Genomic DNA, 16,825 nt, shown 5'->3' on the forward strand with positions numbered 1-16,825 from the left:
GGCCAGCGCTACCGTCCGAGGCGCTGGTTGCCGCCGGCCTCGATCCTGAAGATCGCGCCGGGCTCGCGAAACTCGAGCCGAAGCGGCTGGCGCTTCTCGCCGCTTCCTTGCGCACGGAGGGGGCGGCGTTGTTGCCGTCAGGGGACTTGGGCTCCCGGCGCAGCACAGGGTCGCAACGTCACGCCCTGCGACTGGCGTCCCTGCCTGCGGCGCTGGCCGCCCGCGACCTGCGGCGTGATTCAGTCCAAATGGGGCAGGAGCGGGGACTTGGGGACCGGCTGCGCGTCGTTGTCAGGGGCTTGTTGCGGTAGGGGGGCATGATCGCCGTTCGGAGGTTTCGTCGAACTGGGGCAGGGCGCCCCGACCATAACGTTCTGACGTGTGGCTTTCGCGCGAGGCATGCTGGAACGGAGGCGGTCTCGGTGACGGATTAACCTCGTTCGGTTGTTGCGGCGCTACCAGTGTCGCGGACGTCGAAGAACGTGTGCCTGACGTGGCCGCGCGCAAACTGCGGCAGCGGGCGAGCGATAAAGCGCAAGAAAGCCGTAGACGCGCGATTATTATGGATGGCGGCGTATGCGCGACGTCACACGGGCAAGTCCCGGCTGTCGGCGATTGTCTCCATCGAGATGTAGGATGTGACCGTGTCCAGATCGATCTTCTCGATCAACTGCCGGTAGACCGTGTCAAAAGCGTTCATGTCCTTCGCCACGATCTTGAGCATGTAATCGTAATCTCCGGCGATCCGGTGGAAATCGGTCACGTTCGGAAGGCCGAGCACGAGCGCCCGAAATCGTTGCAGCCAGTGCTGGTCGTGGTGGCGGGTGCGCACCATGACGAACACGACCAGCCCGAGCCCGAGCGCCGCCGGGTCGATCCGCAGGGTTTGCCTGTCGAGAAACCCCTTTTCGCGCAGCGCCGAAAGACGTCGCCAGCAGGCGTTCTGCGACAGTCCGACAACGTCCGCGAGGGCGCGTTGAGAGAGGGAAGAGTCTTTTTGCAATGCGCGAAGCAATGCGCGATCGATATGATCAAGATCAGCGGCCATGTCAGATCATATGACAACAAAATTTGTGTTTCAAAGCAGAATATGAGTTGGAATTCGCGCGTCGATCGTGGTCGAATCACCATGACATCATTCAGGTGAGCCAAAACCATGATTGCCGATCGTGCGCCGTTCGACCGTTTCGAAGCCTCTCTCGCCACAGGCGACGTTTTGTCTGCATTGCGCGAAGGATTGATCGGTGAGGGCGCTCCGGTCCCGGGACCTTTCGGCGTCCATCCTCTGGTGTACGCAGATTACGTCGCCTCCGGCCGCTCCCTGCGGCAGGTCGAGGATTTTATTCTCGAGCATGTCCTGCCCTATTACGCGAACAGCCACACCGAGGCCTCGTTCTGCGGCATGTACATGACGCGCACTCGGGAAGCTGCGCGCAGGATTATTGCCGCCCAGTGTGGGGCGACGGACGATTACGCAACAATCTTCGTGGGTTCCGGCGCTACTGCGGGGATCAACCGGCTGGTGGAACTGCTGGGTGTGGGTTCGGCCATGCGCGAAGGGACATCTCGCCCGGTCGTTTTTATCGGCCCGTATGAGCACCACTCAAACATCTTGCCCTGGCGCGAGTCCGGAGCTGAGATCGTGACCATCGCTGAAGCCGCTCAGGGAGGACCGGATCTTGGCGTCCTTGAGGCGGCGCTTAGGGCGGCTGGACCGGAGCGGCTGAAGGTCGGCGCGTTCTCGGCGGCGTCGAACGTCACCGGCGTCATGACCGACGTGGACGCTGTCAGCGCCATGCTGCGGCGCCACGGAGCGGCTGTGATGTGGGACTACGCGGGAGGCGGTCCTTACCTGTCTGTGGACATGCGTGCAGGAACGGAATTCCAGAAAGACGCGATCGTTATTTCACCGCACAAATTTCTCGGCGGGCCGGGCGCTTCCGGCGTGCTGGTCGTGCGCAGGCGGGCCGTCACGCTTGAACGGCCGGTCTGCCCCGGCGGCGGCACCGTGCGCTTCGTCTCGCCATGGGGACATGATTATTCGGCGAATGTCATCAGCCGCGAGGAATCCGGCACGCCGAACGTGATCGGCGATATCCGCGCCGCGCTGGCCTTTCTGGTCAAGGACGCCATCGGTCAGGCCAGAATGGACGCTCGCCATGCGCAGTTGCGCGAACGCGCGCTGCAGTATTGGCGACGTAACGACCGGATCGAAATTCTGGGTAACAGCGCGGCGGCGCGTGCATTACCGATATTCTCCATCAGGGTGCGCGATAAGCAGGGAGATGGATTTATCCATCAGCAGCTTTTCACGCGCATGCTGTCCGATCGCTACGGCGTGCAGGCGCGCGGCGGTTGCGCCTGCGCGGGACCGTACGCGCACGATTTGCTCGGCATAGGGCGTGAACATTCTGTGGAATTAAGAAATTCAATTCTAAGCGGTGAAGAAATTGAAAAACCGGGTTGGACGCGCCTGAATCTGAGCGTGCTTCTCAACGACCAGAAGGCGCAGTTCATCATTGGCGCCGTGGACGAACTGGCGCGGGACGCCGCAGAAATCGCAACCCTGTATCACTGCGACAAGAGTACGGCTCGCTTTACGCCATTGGCCGCCTGAGGCGCTCGCGTAGCAGGGGAGACTCTGCGCTCCGGTCGCAGACGAAGAAAACCACAGTGTTCGCGAAAAGGATTTTGCAAAGCGAGAGAGGCGGAATCCGCCTCGTAACGTTCGTTTTGTCTATTATGACGCCAGAAAGACCCAGATCGCGCTGCATAGTGCCAGCCCGGTCAGGGATACGATCGTCTGGAGAACCGACCAGACCATCACGGTCTGTTTCAGCGTCAGGCCGAACAGTTCGTGAACCATCCAAAAACCGGCATCGTTGACGTGGCAGAAGAAAACGGAACCTGCTCCGATTGAAAGCGCGATGAGTGATGTCTGTGGGGACGAAAGCCCCATTGTCGCGAGAAGCGGAGCCATGAGCCCTGCGGTCGTTGAAGTCGCGACTGTCGCAGATCCCGTCGCCTGACGAAGGCAGACCGCGATCAGCCACGCCAGAATGACGAGAGGTAAAGGCGAAGATTCCGCGATTTTACTGATCGTCTCGGCGATCCCTCCGCTGAGCAGAACCTGCTTTAACCCGCCCCCGGCGCCGATGGTCAGCAGAAGCACGGCGAGCGGCGGCAGACTGTCATGCAACATGCGGCCTGTTTCACGACGCGGCTGGCGGCGCAGCCATCCGAGAACGATTACAGCAAAGAATACTGAAAGCAGGAGCGCCATAAAGGGCTCGCCAACAGTGTCGAGAATATGTGCAGCCATACCGTTCTGGGGCAGGCATAACTCCGACGCCGTGCGCGCCAGCATCAGCGCGACAGGAAGCATGATCGTCATCGCGGCGGCGAGCAGAGAGGGCTGCCGTCCCTGCGGCACGTCGCCGGGAGAAGACAAACTCGTTGGCGTCGGCGTGGAGATGGTTCGGTATTCTGGCTGGACGGAAAGGAAATTTCCGTACACTGGCCCTGCGAGAACGACGGCCGGGACAGCTATTGCCAGTCCAAGCAGCAAGGTCGTTCCCAGCGAGGCGTGCAGGGCGGATATGGCGATGAGAGGCCCCGGATGCGGCGGGACCAGCGCGTGGAGTACGGTCATGCCCGCAAGGGCGGGAATAGCGATACGCAGCACCGGTTGACGCGCGGTTCGGGCGATGCCGAGGACGAGCGGAAGCATGATCACCAGCCCGACTTCGAAAAACAGCGGCAACCCCACCAGCATGGCGGCGGCGGCCACGCACCACGGAAGCGCGCGCGCGGAAAGGGGGTGGCCGCCCGGACTCAGGAGCGCCGTCACCAATCGTTCGGCGGCGCCGCTGCCCGCCACCATCCCGCCCAGAAGCGCGCCCAGCGCGATGATGAGGCCACTGTCCCCCAGTAAATGACCTGCTCCTGCCTGAAAGGATGCGATGGCTTTCGCTGTGTCGAGACCCGCCGTGGCGCTGAAAACGATGGCGCCCAGCAGGATCGCGAGAAATGGAGGCAATTTTGCCAGACTGATCGTCAGAACGATGACCAGCAGGGCGAGCGCGCAGGAGATGATGACGCCGGTGTCGTTGGCGGTCCACGCCGTTAGATGATGCAAGGGTTTGGCCTCGTTTGTATCTTTGACCCGTCATGAAGCACGCCTTGGCAGGAGGTGGGGATCATCATCTCGTGAGAACTGGCGTTCCTTCATGGTGGAGGTCCGCCCGTTCTCGTCGCACGAGATTTCTCGTGGCGGTTCAACGCTTGCGAATACAATCGTTCGCGCCTTCGCCCGGTGAATGTTTGGCTTTTCGTATGTTTTTTCTGCAGCAGACGGCATTCTGTTCGTCCCCTCATCCGTACACGGCGGCGCCCACGATGAGCTGATCCGGCGCCAGCTAAAAAAGCGACGAACGAAAAATGTTTTCGTAACTTATCGGCCAGAGAGCGGTTAAGCATTGCGGCTGATGAAGAGAGCCCGATGACAAAGAACGCCCCTGTCTCTGTTAGCATTGATGGTAATCTTTATTCCCCGAGCCTGAACCGCGCGTTGTTCGCACTATGCGCACTGAATTTTTTCATGGCCGATGTCCAGGCGGGTATAGGCCCTTTCCTGGGGGTCTTTCTTCAGCACCATGGCTGGCGGACAGGACCAATCGGATCTGTCATGACTGCGGGCGGCATTGCCGGAATGATCGCAACCATTCCGGCCGGTGCGCTCGTCGACCATACCACGAAAAAACGTTTGCTCGTCATCGTGGCGGCGTTATGCGCCATTTCCGCCTCGCTCCTTTTATTGAGTTCGCAATCGGCGTTTGTCGTGACGATCAGCCAGCTTGCGACGGCTTTGGCTGGCGCCGGGATCGGCCCTCTGATGACGGGCGTAACGCTTGGGATTGTGCGCCAGAAAGGGTTCGGTGTGCAGATAGGTCGTAATCAGGCGTGGAACCATGCTGGTAACATGGTTGGGGCCGGGCTTTCCGGCTGGCTGGGCTGGCGTTTTGGTCTGTCAGCGATTTTCTGCCTCGAAGTCGCGTTTGGCCTGTTCGCCATTGCGGCTGTCCTCACGATCCCGGAGAAGTCCATCGACCATAATGCTGCACGTGGGCTGCAGACTAATGAGAATCATGAGAATCATGAGGATGGTGAGATCGAGGGATTGAGGTCGTTTCTACGGCATAAGCCCGTCCTAATACTGGCGGCGTGTCTTTGCTTCTTCCATCTTGGTAATGCTGCAATGCTGCCGCTTTACGGCATGGCGGTCGTCAGCGCAGGCAAAGGCGATCCGGCAATGTTCACCGCGACGACAGTAATGGTTGCTCAGGCCGTGATGATCATCGCTAGTCTTTTGGCAATACGCTTCGTCAGGGAACGTGGCTACTGGATCGTATTGCTCATATCGTTTGCGGCCTTGCCGTTACGCGCCGTGGTCGCGGGGAGTTTCATTCAGCACTGGGGCGTGTGGCCCGTACAATTTCTTGACGGAATCGGCGCCGGCCTCCAGAGCGTCGCCGTGCCCGGGCTGGTGGCGCGTCTTCTTAGCGGAACCGGGCGGATCAATGTCGGGCAGGGCGTCGTCATGACTGCGCAGGGAGTGGGAGCAAGCCTTTCTCCTGCGCTGGGTGGTTGGCTTGCCGAGGACCTCGGTTATTCCGCAGCTTTTTATACTCTGGGCTGTTTTGCAATCATGTCGCTGGGGCTATGGATCTGCGCGGCTTCGACAATGCGCTCCGCTGACGGAGTCCCTGCATGACGTTTCACCATGGAGCGATCTGGGCGATCGCCGTAATGACAACCGCAGGCATTATTGTCCGGCCGTTTCGGGTCGCGGAATGGGTATGGGCAGTGGCGGGGGCGGCCCTGCTGGTGCTCACGGGACTGTCGCCGCTGTCCAAGGCCTGCGCCGGCATTTGGAAGGGGGGAGACGTATACCTCTTCCTGACGGGCATGATGCTGCTGAGCGAAACGGCACGGGCGAACGGCCTCTTCGACTGGATTGCAACCTGGGCCGTCAATCACGCCGCGGGTTCTACGGTCAGACTGTTTACGGTGGTGTATCTTGCTGGCGTCGTTGTGACGACATTCATGTCCAACGACGCAACGGCTGTTGTCCTGACGCCTGCGGTGCTCGCGGCGGCGACCAAGGCGGAAGCTGATCCGCTTCCGATGCTGTTCGCATGTGCGCTCGTCGCCAATGCCGCCAGCTTTGTCCTGCCCGTGTCGAACCCGGCTAATCTGGTCCTTTATAATGGCGCACTCCCGGCTCTTGGATCGTGGATGGCTTCATTCGCGTTGCCGTCATTGATCGCGATCTCGACGACATATTTCGTGGTGCGTCTGATGGAGTTGAAGCGCCTGAGACCGCCGTGCGCTTCTCGGGTCGAAACGGTGCGACTTACCTTGGGTGGCAAGGCGGCCCTTGGTGGCATTGTCCTGACGGCGTTACTCCTCGTGACGGTATCCGCTTTCGACCAGCCTCTTGGAATGCCTACGGCGTTTGCGGGCGTTGCGACGGCTCTGGGAGTGTCCGCGATAGCCCGGTTTTCGCCGCTAACGCTCCTGCGGGAAATTTCCTGGGGCGTTCTACCGCTTGTGGCCGGATTGTTCGTTCAGGTGGGAGCGATCGAAAGTACCGGGCTGGTCAGGCAGATTGCCCTCTGGCTTCAGGAGGCCGCGAACACTGCCCCTGCGATTGGGGCGTTTGGTTCCGGCGCCATTCTGGCGGTTGTCTCGAACATCATAAACAATCTGCCGGCCGGGTTGATCGCGAGTGAGGCAATAGCACAGGCTCACGCGTCGCGGCTGGTGGTGGACAATCTGTTGGTCGGGGTCGATCTCGGTCCAAATCTCTCCGTTACGGGGTCCCTGGCCACAATTCTCTGGCTGCAGGTGATCCGTCGCGGCGGCGAAAATGTCGGGTTTTTGCAATTCCTGAAGGTAGGGGCTGTGGCAATGCCTGTTGCGCTGTTCCCGGCGCTTTGTGCGCGACTTTTGATCGGGTAATGGCGCCATGAGGCTGCGCGAAATATTCGAGACGCGGACGCTCGTCTGGACGGTCAATCTTTTAGCGTCGCTGATCGTTAAGCAAGTGCGGGCATATCTGTGCAGAGTGGTCCGAAAGGACGGCGCTTGTCATGAAAGGCGTGGGCTGGCCGGGTGAATGTCGACCTGGCGCTTGCGCGCATCATGAAGATGATGGACGTTCGCTCGGCTGCTGACCGGGATCGTGCCATCAGGAACGGGCGGCGACTCAACAGTCTTATAGACGAAGACGCGCACGGGACCTTGTGTCGGACCAGTTCTCAGCATTGTCAAAAGGGATATCATGATGACCGGACCATCGGACTACGTGCCTCCTAAAGTCTGGACGTGGACAGCGCCTGATGGCGGAAAAGCTTCCAGCACAAACCGTCCGACAGCGGGGGCTACCCATGACAAGCCGCTTCCTGTGGGCAAACACCCCCTTCAGCTCTACTCTTTGGGTACGCCCAACGGTGTGAAGGTCACAATCCTGCTCGAAGAGCTGCTGGCCGCAGGGCACAAGCAGGCGGAATATGACGCCTGGCTCATCCGTATTGGTGATGGCGATCAATTCGGCTCAGGTTTCACGGAAATTAATCCGAATTCCAAAATTCCGGCGCTTGTCGATCGTAGTCATGAACAGTCGATAGCCGTTTTTGAGTCCGGCTCTATCTTACTGTATCTGGCGGAAAAATTTGGGGCGTTCATCCCGAAAGATGTCGCCCACCGGACAGCATGCCTCAACTGGCTTTTCTGGCAGGTGGGAAGTGCGCCCTACATCGGCGGCGGTTTTGGGCACTTTTACGCGTACGCGCCAGAAAAAATAGAATACGCGATAAATCGTTTTTCTATGGAGGCCAAACGCCAACTGGACGTGCTCGACCGGCGCCTTGCGGAGAGTCCTTTCATTGCGGGCGATGAGTATACTATTGCCGATATGGCGATCTTTCCGTGGTATGGCGGGCTGGTGGAAGGTTGGCTTTATAATGACGCCGCCACGTTCCTGAGCGTACAGGACTATCCCCACCTCAAAGCCTGGGCGGATCGGCTGCTGGAGCGGCCTGCAGTACAGCGTGGACGCATGGTCAACCGTGTATTCGGAGAACCGGCCAGTCAGCTCCATGAACGGCATGACGCTTCGGATTTCGAGACCAAAACTCAGGATCGATTGGTCAAGAAATCCTGAAGTTTTATATTTGAAGAAATTTCGGATTTTCGATTGCACCTGTGGTCGGGAATCCGAATGCTGAGAAATTTTCATATGGCAATGTGAATATTGTTTACGGATATTTTCAGGCATTCATGTCGATGTTTTTTTTGAGGCGTCGAGAGAAACAGGCGCCTCACCTGCTTTCAATATCCGTCATGTTTACAAAGGCCATAATCGGCTTCCTCATATGATTCATCCGAACCATCGCCCGGATGAATCATATGGGGCAAGGTATCGTCTTGCTGAGCATCACGTTCATAATTACGATACAGAAATGTGTATCTCACGCCGCATCACGCTGCTCCTGCCTGTTATACTCCTCGCCGTATGTGGCGTCGCTTCGCGAAATATTCCGGGAGATCCGGTCCATGCGGAGAGCCTCAAGCCAACATCTCCGAAGCAGCCTGGCGCGGTTGACGAGGCGCGCATGGCGCAGGCGGATGCCGAACCGCAAAACTGGTACGCGACGAACCGGACGTTTGCGGCCGATCATTACTCCCCGCTTAGCCAGATCAATGATTCCAATGCCGAGAGGCTTGGCTTTGCCTGGCAATACAATACCGGAACCACGCGTGGTCTGGAGGCGTCGCCCGTTGTGATCGACGGGGTCATGTATGCGACCGGCAACTGGGGAGTGGTCTATGCTCTCGATGCGGCGACGGGGCGCGAGCTATGGACATTCAATCCACATGTCGACGGACGATGGGCCAGGCGGGCGTGTTGCGACATTGTCAATCGTGGCGTGGCCGTATGGAAAGGCAGGGTCTATGTCGCAGCGCTCGACGGACGGCTCTTTGCGCTGGACGCCGGGACCGGGCGACAAATATGGGTTCGCGGTACGATTATCGACCATGATCGCTTTTTGACCAGTACCGGCGCGCCGCAGATCGCCGGAGGCAACGTCATCATCGGCAATGGGGGCGCCGAGATGGGCGTGCGCGGTTACCTCACTGCTTTCGACGCCGAGACCGGCGCTTTTGCATGGCGCTTCTTCATTGTTCCGGCCGACCCGTCCAAACCGCAGGAGAATCCTGAACTGGCGATAGCGGCGCCGACCTGGGGCCCGAAGAGTCGTTGGGACGTGGGGGGAGGCGGGGCCGCCTGGGACGCGATGGCGTATGATCCGGAGCTGAATCTCCTGTATGTCGGGACAGGCAACGGGTCTCCGCATCCGGCGTTCGTCCGCAGCCCGGGGGGAGGCGACACATTGTTCGTGTCTTCGATTCTCGCGCTCAATCCAAAAACCGGCCGCATGAAATGGTATTATCAGACGACACCCAAGGATAGCTGGGATTTTACCGCGACGCAGCAGATGACGTTGCTCGATCTGACGATATCTGGAAAGTTGCGGAAAGTTTTGGTTCAGGCGCCGAAAAACGGATTTTTTTATGTGCTTGACAGGGCGACTGGAGAATTGATCTCGGCGGAAAAATATACCGACGTAAACTGGGCTGATCATATCGACATGAAAACCGGACGGCCCGTGTTTACGGCTCAGGGGGATTACTCGCGCGAGCCGAAACTGGTTTATCCCGGGGAGGCGGGCGGCCATAACTGGCGGCCGATGTCGTATAGCCACAGGACGGGATATGTTTATATCCCAACCCTGGATTTCCCGATGGTGTTTTCACTGTCGCGCGATCTTGCTTACCATCGCGGCACGGACAATTCGATGGATGTCACGGACCGCGCCGCGATATCCCGTGCACAGAAAGGCGAAGCTGATATCCCGGTCATTCGCCACGATACGTTGCAGGCCTATGACCCGGTCCATCAGCGGGCGGCATGGTCCGTGGTCACGAGCACGGATCCCGAGCAAAGCGGAGGCTTGCTTTCGACGGGCGGCGATATCGTGGCGCAAGGGGATGCGACCGGATTTCTGAACATATACGACGCCAGAACCGGAGCGCCGCTCAGCCATATTCGCGTCGGGACAGGAATCATGGCCGCGCCTGTCAGCTATGCCGTCGCCGGACGGCAGTACATTGCAGTTATGGCCGGCCTCGGTGGAGCGTCCGCCTGGGAGTTTCCAGAAAAATCGGCAGGGTATCGCTATGGAAACGCAGGGCGCATTGTGGTCTTCGCGCTGGACGGCGGCGCTGTGCCGACCCCGGCGTTGGTCGATCGTTCGGTGGTCGCGATATCGCCGCCATCTGGAATCAGGACTTCGCCCGAGATGATTGCGCGCGGAGCCCGTCTTTTTGACTACGCGCGTTGTTCGGGATGTCACGTTCCTGGAAAGGCCGGTATTGCCCCAAATCTTTTGACGATGCAAGAGTCGACGCATCGCGCGTTTGACCAGATCGTTCTTGGTGGTGCGCTTTCCGCGGCCGGAATGGCGAGTTTTTCCGATATCTTGACACAATCGGACGCGGGCGACATCCACGCCTATCTGGCGAACGAAGCGAAAAATGCCGCGACAGGGCACGTCGCGGTGCGCCATTGATGCGTCTCGCGGGCGGGTAAAAGATGCACAACAGAACAATGGGTCGCGGCTACGAAATGCCGTAAGTGGGTAAGCTTCCGGAAATACGGCGATGGCTCGATCCGACGTGCGGAGAGGCGAGCCGAAGACCGGGGAGGATAGAGCAACTCGTCCGTGTCCATCGTGCGTCAGGCGGTTGCTTCACATTCGTAACAGTCTTGCGCGCCCGGGCAGGGCGTCCTTAACTCCCGGCACACGCTCACTATTCGGATTTTGCAATGCCCAGCCGTCCACGCGCCAGAGAACTAACCCTGCCTCTTCCTGGCGCACCGGGCCCGCTGAATGCGATTACAGACGTTCCGGGCGTGCGGGTCGGCTACAAGACGCTGATCTCGGGTGAAGGCGAGCATGCGATCAGGACAGGCGTGACGGCGATCCTGCCGCGCGCGGAAGATGATCTGCTGCACCCCGTTCTTGCGGGCAGTTTTTCAATGAACGGTAATGGCGAACTGACTGGCTGTCACTGGATCGACGAGGCTGGATGGTTCATGGGCCCGATCACGCTGACCAACACCTGTTCGCTGGGCATTGCGCATCACGCGATGGCGCGATGGATGTTGAAGACGTTCCCCGACGTGATGGGAGAGACCCTCTGGCCCCTCCCTGTGGTGGGGGAAACGTTCGACGGGTGGCTGAACGACATCGCCGGGCAGCATGTGACGGAGGTCGACGTTCTGGCTGCGATCGAAGCGGCCGCAGCCTCCCCGGCCTTCACGCCGGTGTCGGAAGGGAATGTCGGCGGTGGGACGGGGATGATCGCCTATGAGTTCAAGGGCGGCACGGGCACGTCGTCGCGGATCGTGCGGACGAAGGCTGGCGAATATACGCTCGGCGCGCTGGTCCAGGCCAATCACGGGCGGCGGTCGTGGCTGACGGTTTGCGGCGCGGCGGCAGGGCGCGCCATGCCGGAAGATACGCTGTGGCCATCTGAACGCGGGTCGATCATCGTGATCCTTGCAACCGATGCACCGCTGGAATCGACGCAGTTGCGGCGTGTGGCGAAGAGGGTCGGCATCGGCATCGGACGCGGAGGCACGCCCTCGGGAAATAATTCCGGCGACATTTTTCTGGCGTTCAGCACGGCTAACGACTCAGGCGCCTTTCCGGGCGCGCCGTTGAAGCGAATAGAGGCGCTGAGTGACGAGGCGATGGACGACGTGTTCATGGCTGCGGTCGAGGCTGTGGAGGAAGCGGTGTTGAACGCGATGCTTGGCGCGGAGACGATGGTTGGACGGCGCGGGCGGCTGGTGCGGGCGATCGACCCGGAGCGGTTGAAGTCACTGGTCTGCGTTCCTTCGGGAGGCGCCGCATGACCGATCTTGCAACGCCGGACGCCGCCATTTCGGGAAAAGGCGACGCGGTCGCGCCGGTCGACGGCGCGGGCGGCCAACCGTCCGGGCTGAAGCGCAGTATGGGGTTGCTCGGCGTGTTGATGATCACGCTGTCGGCGATCTCTCCGGCGTCCTCCGTGTTCATCATAGTGCCGGGTATTTTCGCGACGGGTGGCTCTGGCGCGCTGATCGCCATGGCCGTAGGCGCGCTGGTCGGGCTGTGTATGTCTTTCGTCTACGCCGAACTGGCTTCGGCTTTTCCGCTTTCCGGCGGCGAATATGCGATCGTCGGCCGTATCCTTGGCCCGTTCGCGGGATTTGTCGTGCTGGGCGTGGGGGTGATGCAACTGATCGCTATCCCAGCGGTCATGGCGGTGGGGATTGGCGTCTATCTTGACGTGCTGATCCCCGGTGCGCCGCCGGTCGCCGCCGCCGTGTTGACGGTAGCGCTGGCGGCGGGCGTATGCGTGCTGCATCTGCGGGCCAGCGCGGTGGTGACAGGGGCGTTTCTGGCCGTCGAGTTGCTGGCGCTGGCCGCACTGGCTGCGCTCGGGTTCTTTCATGCCGCGCGGCCGCTGAGCGAAGTGGTGCTGCATCCGGTGTTTCTCGACACAACCGGAACACTGTCCGCAGTGTCTCCGACGTTGATCGCCATGGCGGTGTCGCTGTCGATCTTCTCCTACAACGGTTACGGTTCAGCCGTGTATTTCGGCGAGGAAACGCATGACGCGTCCCGCCATATCGGTCGGACAGTGTTGCTCGCGCTGCTGGTGACGGTGATCTGCGAGATTGTGCCGGTCATTGCGGTTCTTCTGGGCGCGCCGGATTTGCGAACGTTCTTTTCATCGCACGACATGATGGGCGTGATCTTTCTGTCCTACGCAGGGCCGGTCGCAAACGTTCTGGTCAGCTTCTGTCTCGTGTTGGCGATTCTGAACGCTGTGATCGCCAATTTGCTGATGTGCTCCCGCCAGCTTTACAGTATCGGGCGCGACCGCATCCTGCCTGCGCGGTTGAGCGACGGTCTGACGGTGATTCATCCGCGCTTCCACTCCCCCTGGGGCGCGACGTTCGTGGCGGGAGCGCTCTCCGGCGCTGCGTGTCTGATCAGCGAGCAGATGCTGCTGATCATCACCGGCAGCGGAATTTTGATAATGTATATGGCGCTCTGTCTGGCGGTGATCGTCGGGCGGCGTAACGGGCTGACCGCAGGGGGGCATTACCGGATGCCGCTATTTCCACTACCGCCCCTGCTGGCGTTTCTGGCGATGGTCGGCGTGACGGGAATGAACTGGATGGACGCGCAGGTCGGACGCCCAAGTCTGGTGCTGACGCTGTTCGTGGCGCTGGGAGCCGGAGCCTATTACCTGCTGGTGCTGAGCCGTCGCGGGTGGCGGATGCAGGGGCCGCAAAGTTGAGCGCGTCGGAGATCAGGGCGGCGACGCAGGACGATTTGACGGCGATCGCCACGTTATGGCGGGAAAGCACGATCAGCATGGACGGCGGCGCGCCGAGGGTCCACGACGTGGAGGCGTTGCGCGCCAGGCTTCAGTCGGAAGGATGGCTGATCGAGGTTGCAGAAAACGAAGACAAAATCGTGGGCTTTCTCGCCTTGCGCGAAAGAGAACGCGTCGTGGATCAGTTGTTCGTGGTGCCGTCGGTACAGGGCGAGGGCGTTGGCGCAAGATTACTGCGGCACGCACAGGCGCTGATGCCGGACGGCTTCACCTTGCGCACGCCATTGAGCAACCTCGCAGGCCAGCGGTTCTACGAACGCCACGGCTTGACCATGCTGCGTGACGAACCCCACCCACAGGCGGGATTTCTTGTCCGGTATTACGGGTGGTTTCCCTGAGACCCTGCTGTGGGCGTGAGAGGCGTCATGCGCCGAACGCCTGTTGTGTCAGAATGATCCTTTCCAGCGCAGGTCTGCCCTCGAACTGGAAAAACGTTCTTCTTTTTCCCGTCGGAAAAGGAAGAACGTCGGCACATAACCAACGCTCTCCATCACACGTCAAACGCCGGTTCAAGCATAACGCCGCGCGCCAGCCACACAGGCGACGACGATCATCGTGACGCCGCACATCGCCCACGACACGGCCTCCCCCAACACGGCATGGGCAAGGATCAGGCCGAAAAACGGTTGCAGCAACTGCAACTGTCCGACGCTGGCGATGCCGCCGAGCGCAAGCCCGCGATACCAGAAGATAAACCCGACAAGCATGCTGAACACCGAAACATAGGCGAGACCCACCCACGCGGACGACCCGATGGCGGCCCAGCCGCCGGGCTCGGTGGCGAGGGCGAGCGCCGCCATCGCCGGGGACGCCAGAACGAGCGCCCAGGAAATCACCTGCCAGCCGCCAAGACGACGCGAAAGTGCTGCTCCCTCCGCATATCCCAGTCCACATAACGCCACGGCCGCGAGCATCAGCGTGTCGCCCGCGACAGACCCTCCGCCGCCATGCGTCAGCGCAAAGCCCGCAACACTCGCAGCCCCAGCAAGGGAGAACGCCCAGAAGATCGCGCCGGGGCGCTCCCCGCCGCGGAGAACGCCAAATAGCGCCGTCGCAAGCGGCAGCAGACCGATAAAGACAAGCGAATGGGCGGAGGTGACATGACGCAGGGCCAGCGCGGTCAGCAGCGGAAAACCGATGACCACACCCAGCGCCACGACGCCCAGCGACGGCAGGTCTCTCCGCGCGGGGCGTCGCTCCCGCAGCGCCACAAGCAGCAAGGCGCCGAGCGCCGCTGCGATCAGCGCGCGCGCCGCCGTCAGAAACAGGGGCGAGAACCCGGCGACCGCAAGGCGCGTCGCAGGCAGCGACCCGCTGAAAATCAGGACGCCCAGCAGCCCGCTGCCGAATCCTTCTGTCGACGTCTTCATGAAGTCCCCCGCGATTTCCGGGAACAGTAGGCGATCCGGCGCTGGCGGCGACAGGAACAGTTCAGTACAATAGCAAAGAACTGTACCGATACTTTTTACCATACGGATTGGAAACGATGACGGCGCGAGGCTCCCGCACGGCGGACGTGGTGACGGCGATACGCGCGCGCATAAGCGGCGGCGCGCTGGGCGTGGGAGACCGGCTGCCGTCGGTCCGGCGCTGCGCTGACGCGATGGGCGTGTCCCCCTCGACCGTGGTCGAAGCCTATGACCGGCTGGTTGCGGAAGGAGTCATTCGCGCCCGCGCAGGCTCCGGGTTCTACGTCGCAGGCGCGGCCCCCGCACTCGTGCTGACGGAGGCGGGGCCGCAGTTCAACCGGGAGATCGACCCGCTCTGGGTGTCCCGGCAATCGCTGGACGCGGCGCCGGATACGCCCCGCCCCGGCTGCGGCTGGCTCCCGGCGGAGTGGATGCCGGGCGATGCGATCCGGCGCGCCATGCGGGCTGCGGCGCGCGGGGATGACGCGCTGCTGGCCGGATACAGCCCCGCGCGGGGATCCCTGCCACTGCGGCGGTTGCTGGCACGGCAATTCGCGGCAGAAAACCTGCCCGTCGCGCCGGACCAGATCCTTCTGATTGGCTCAGGGTCGCAGGCGCTGGACCTTGTGTGCCGCCTGCTGCTGCGTCCGGGCGATACGGTGCTGGTCGATGACCCGTGTTACTTCAATTTCCGCGCGCTTTTGCGGGCGCATCGCGCGAACGTGGTCGGCGTCCCTTATGAGGCGGACGGGCCGAACGTCGAACAGTTCGCGCAGATTGCGGCGGCGGCGCGGCCCCGGCTCTACGTCACCAACTCGGCGCTGCATAACCCGACGGGCGCCACGATCTCGCCGCGCGTGGCGCATCGTGTCCTGAACATCGCGGCGGAACACGACATGATCGTCGTGGAGGACGATATCTTCGCCGATTTCGAACCTGAACCGTCGCCGCGTCTGGCGACGCTGGACGGTCTGCGGCGCGTCATCCGCATAGGCAGCTTTTCCAAGACCCTGTCTGCTTCTTTACGTTGCGGCTATATCGTATCCACGCCGGAGTGGATCGAGGCGCTGACGGATTTGCAGGTCGCGACCTGCTTCAGCGCCGTGTGTCCCGTCGCCGCCGAGGTGACTTTGTCGATTTTGAGCGACGGCGGGTACCGCAAGCATATGGAGGCGCTGCGGCGCAGGCTGATCACGGCCAGACGCGAGACGACGAAACATCTTGGTCAAATCGGAATTGTTCCCCATCTGACGCCGCGCGGCGGGTTCTATCTTTGGTGCGCGCTGCCGGATGGCGTGGACGCTGCGATGCTCGCCCGCGTCGCCCTGCGGGACAGGTTGGTGCTGGCGCCGGGGGACGTGTTCAGCGTGTCGCGCACGCTATCGGACTCCATGCGGTTCAATGTCGGGCAGATGGGGGGACGGGGGGTGTATGCGGCGTTGCGGCGGGCGGTTGGGGAGAGTTGGGTGGTGGTGGCGGCGTCTGAGTAAAGAAAGTCGGGGCATCCCCACAGCGGGTGTGGAATCTCTGCTGACGCCTGCAAGCAGGTATGATCGGGCGGAAGTAGGTCCGCTGGCGGAAGCTATACCAACAGGTAATAGATGGCAGCGTTGAACTGCTATGGGTGATCAGTGCCATATTGGGTCAAAATCGGAGAAATCCGTCGAAGGCCATGATACAAATCTCGAAATCGTAATTCTTCAGAAGATAATGTGGGTTTTGTGTTATTACCCCGCGATGGCTAGTAGAGAGCGTTCGCGTGGACGGCACGGTGCAGGAGGCAGGTGGAGGGTTTGAAAAGCCCCTTGGCTCTGACCTGTTCTGTGTGATTC

The 16,825-nt window shown here is 61.1% G+C and carries 12 protein-coding genes and 1 pseudogene; 10 read left to right on the forward strand and 3 right to left on the reverse strand.

The window, feature by feature from the left end:
* Positions 1-311, forward strand: a pseudogene (locus HK28_RS14030) (hypothetical protein); the annotation flags it as partial.
* Positions 312-586: 275 nt separating this feature from the next.
* On the opposite strand, the gene HK28_RS10585 reads toward HK28_RS14030, so the two are convergent.
* Positions 587-1,048, reverse strand: a complete 462-nt coding sequence (locus tag HK28_RS10585; protein WP_086644544.1) for an Lrp/AsnC family transcriptional regulator — start codon at positions 1,046-1,048, stop codon at positions 587-589.
* A 108-nt stretch (positions 1,049-1,156) separates the two neighbouring features.
* On the opposite strand from HK28_RS10585, the gene HK28_RS10590 reads away from it, so the two are divergent.
* Positions 1,157-2,617, forward strand: coding sequence for an aminotransferase class V-fold PLP-dependent enzyme (locus HK28_RS10590; RefSeq protein WP_086644545.1), 1,461 nt, complete (start codon positions 1,157-1,159; stop codon positions 2,615-2,617).
* A 123-nt stretch (positions 2,618-2,740) separates the two neighbouring features.
* On the opposite strand, the gene HK28_RS10595 is transcribed toward HK28_RS10590, so the two are convergent.
* On the reverse strand, positions 2,741-4,138 hold the full coding sequence (locus HK28_RS10595; protein WP_086644546.1) for a GntP family permease: 1,398 nt from the start codon (positions 4,136-4,138) through the stop codon (positions 2,741-2,743).
* Between the two features lie 363 nt (positions 4,139-4,501).
* Here HK28_RS10595 and HK28_RS10600 point away from each other — a divergent pair, with 363 nt between their 5' ends.
* The 7 genes from HK28_RS10600 (at position 4,502) to HK28_RS10635 (ending at position 13,922) form a co-directional block, all read left to right on the forward strand.
* A complete protein-coding gene (locus HK28_RS10600) occupies positions 4,502-5,773 on the forward strand; it encodes an MFS transporter (RefSeq protein WP_086644547.1) in 1,272 nt (423 codons plus the stop codon).
* Positions 5,770-7,023, forward strand: a complete 1,254-nt coding sequence (locus HK28_RS10605; RefSeq protein WP_086644548.1) for an arsenic transporter — start codon at positions 5,770-5,772, stop codon at positions 7,021-7,023. Before HK28_RS10600 ends, HK28_RS10605 begins: the two co-directional genes overlap by 4 nt.
* 325 nt (positions 7,024-7,348) lie before the next feature.
* Positions 7,349-8,227 carry a glutathione-dependent disulfide-bond oxidoreductase gene (gene yghU / locus HK28_RS10615; protein WP_086644555.1) on the forward strand — a complete coding sequence of 293 codons (879 nt, stop codon included), beginning with the start codon at positions 7,349-7,351 and terminating at the stop codon, positions 8,225-8,227.
* A 298-nt stretch (positions 8,228-8,525) separates the two neighbouring features.
* Positions 8,526-10,697 (forward strand): PQQ-dependent dehydrogenase, methanol/ethanol family, encoded by a 2,172-nt coding sequence (locus tag HK28_RS10620; RefSeq protein ID WP_158093453.1) that lies wholly within the window; start codon positions 8,526-8,528, stop codon positions 10,695-10,697.
* A gap of 257 nt (positions 10,698-10,954) precedes the next feature.
* Complete coding sequence (locus HK28_RS10625) at positions 10,955-12,049, forward strand: P1 family peptidase (protein ID WP_086644551.1); 1,095 nt, start codon at positions 10,955-10,957, stop codon at positions 12,047-12,049.
* Complete coding sequence (locus tag HK28_RS10630) at positions 12,046-13,485, forward strand: APC family permease (protein WP_086644552.1); 1,440 nt, start codon at positions 12,046-12,048, stop codon at positions 13,483-13,485. The genes HK28_RS10625 and HK28_RS10630 overlap by 4 nt, the downstream gene beginning before the upstream one ends.
* Positions 13,482-13,922, forward strand: coding sequence for a GNAT family N-acetyltransferase (locus HK28_RS10635; protein ID WP_143217405.1), 441 nt, complete (start codon positions 13,482-13,484; stop codon positions 13,920-13,922). Before HK28_RS10630 ends, HK28_RS10635 begins: the two co-directional genes overlap by 4 nt.
* Positions 13,923-14,093: 171 nt before the next feature.
* Here the strand turns inward: HK28_RS10635 and HK28_RS10640 are convergent, their stop codons facing one another.
* Entirely contained in the window at positions 14,094-14,954 is an 861-nt protein-coding gene (locus HK28_RS10640) for a DMT family transporter (RefSeq protein WP_086644556.1), read from the reverse strand.
* 116 nt (positions 14,955-15,070) lie between these two features.
* Between HK28_RS10640 and HK28_RS10645 the strand changes: the two genes are divergently transcribed.
* Entirely contained in the window at positions 15,071-16,483 is a 1,413-nt protein-coding gene (locus tag HK28_RS10645; protein WP_086644554.1) for a PLP-dependent aminotransferase family protein, read from the forward strand.
* Positions 16,484-16,825 lie beyond the last annotated feature (342 nt).

Origin of the sequence: Acetobacter sp. DsW_063 (assembly GCF_002153745.1) — a bacterium.
Lineage (GTDB): Bacteria > Pseudomonadota > Alphaproteobacteria > Acetobacterales > Acetobacteraceae > Acetobacter.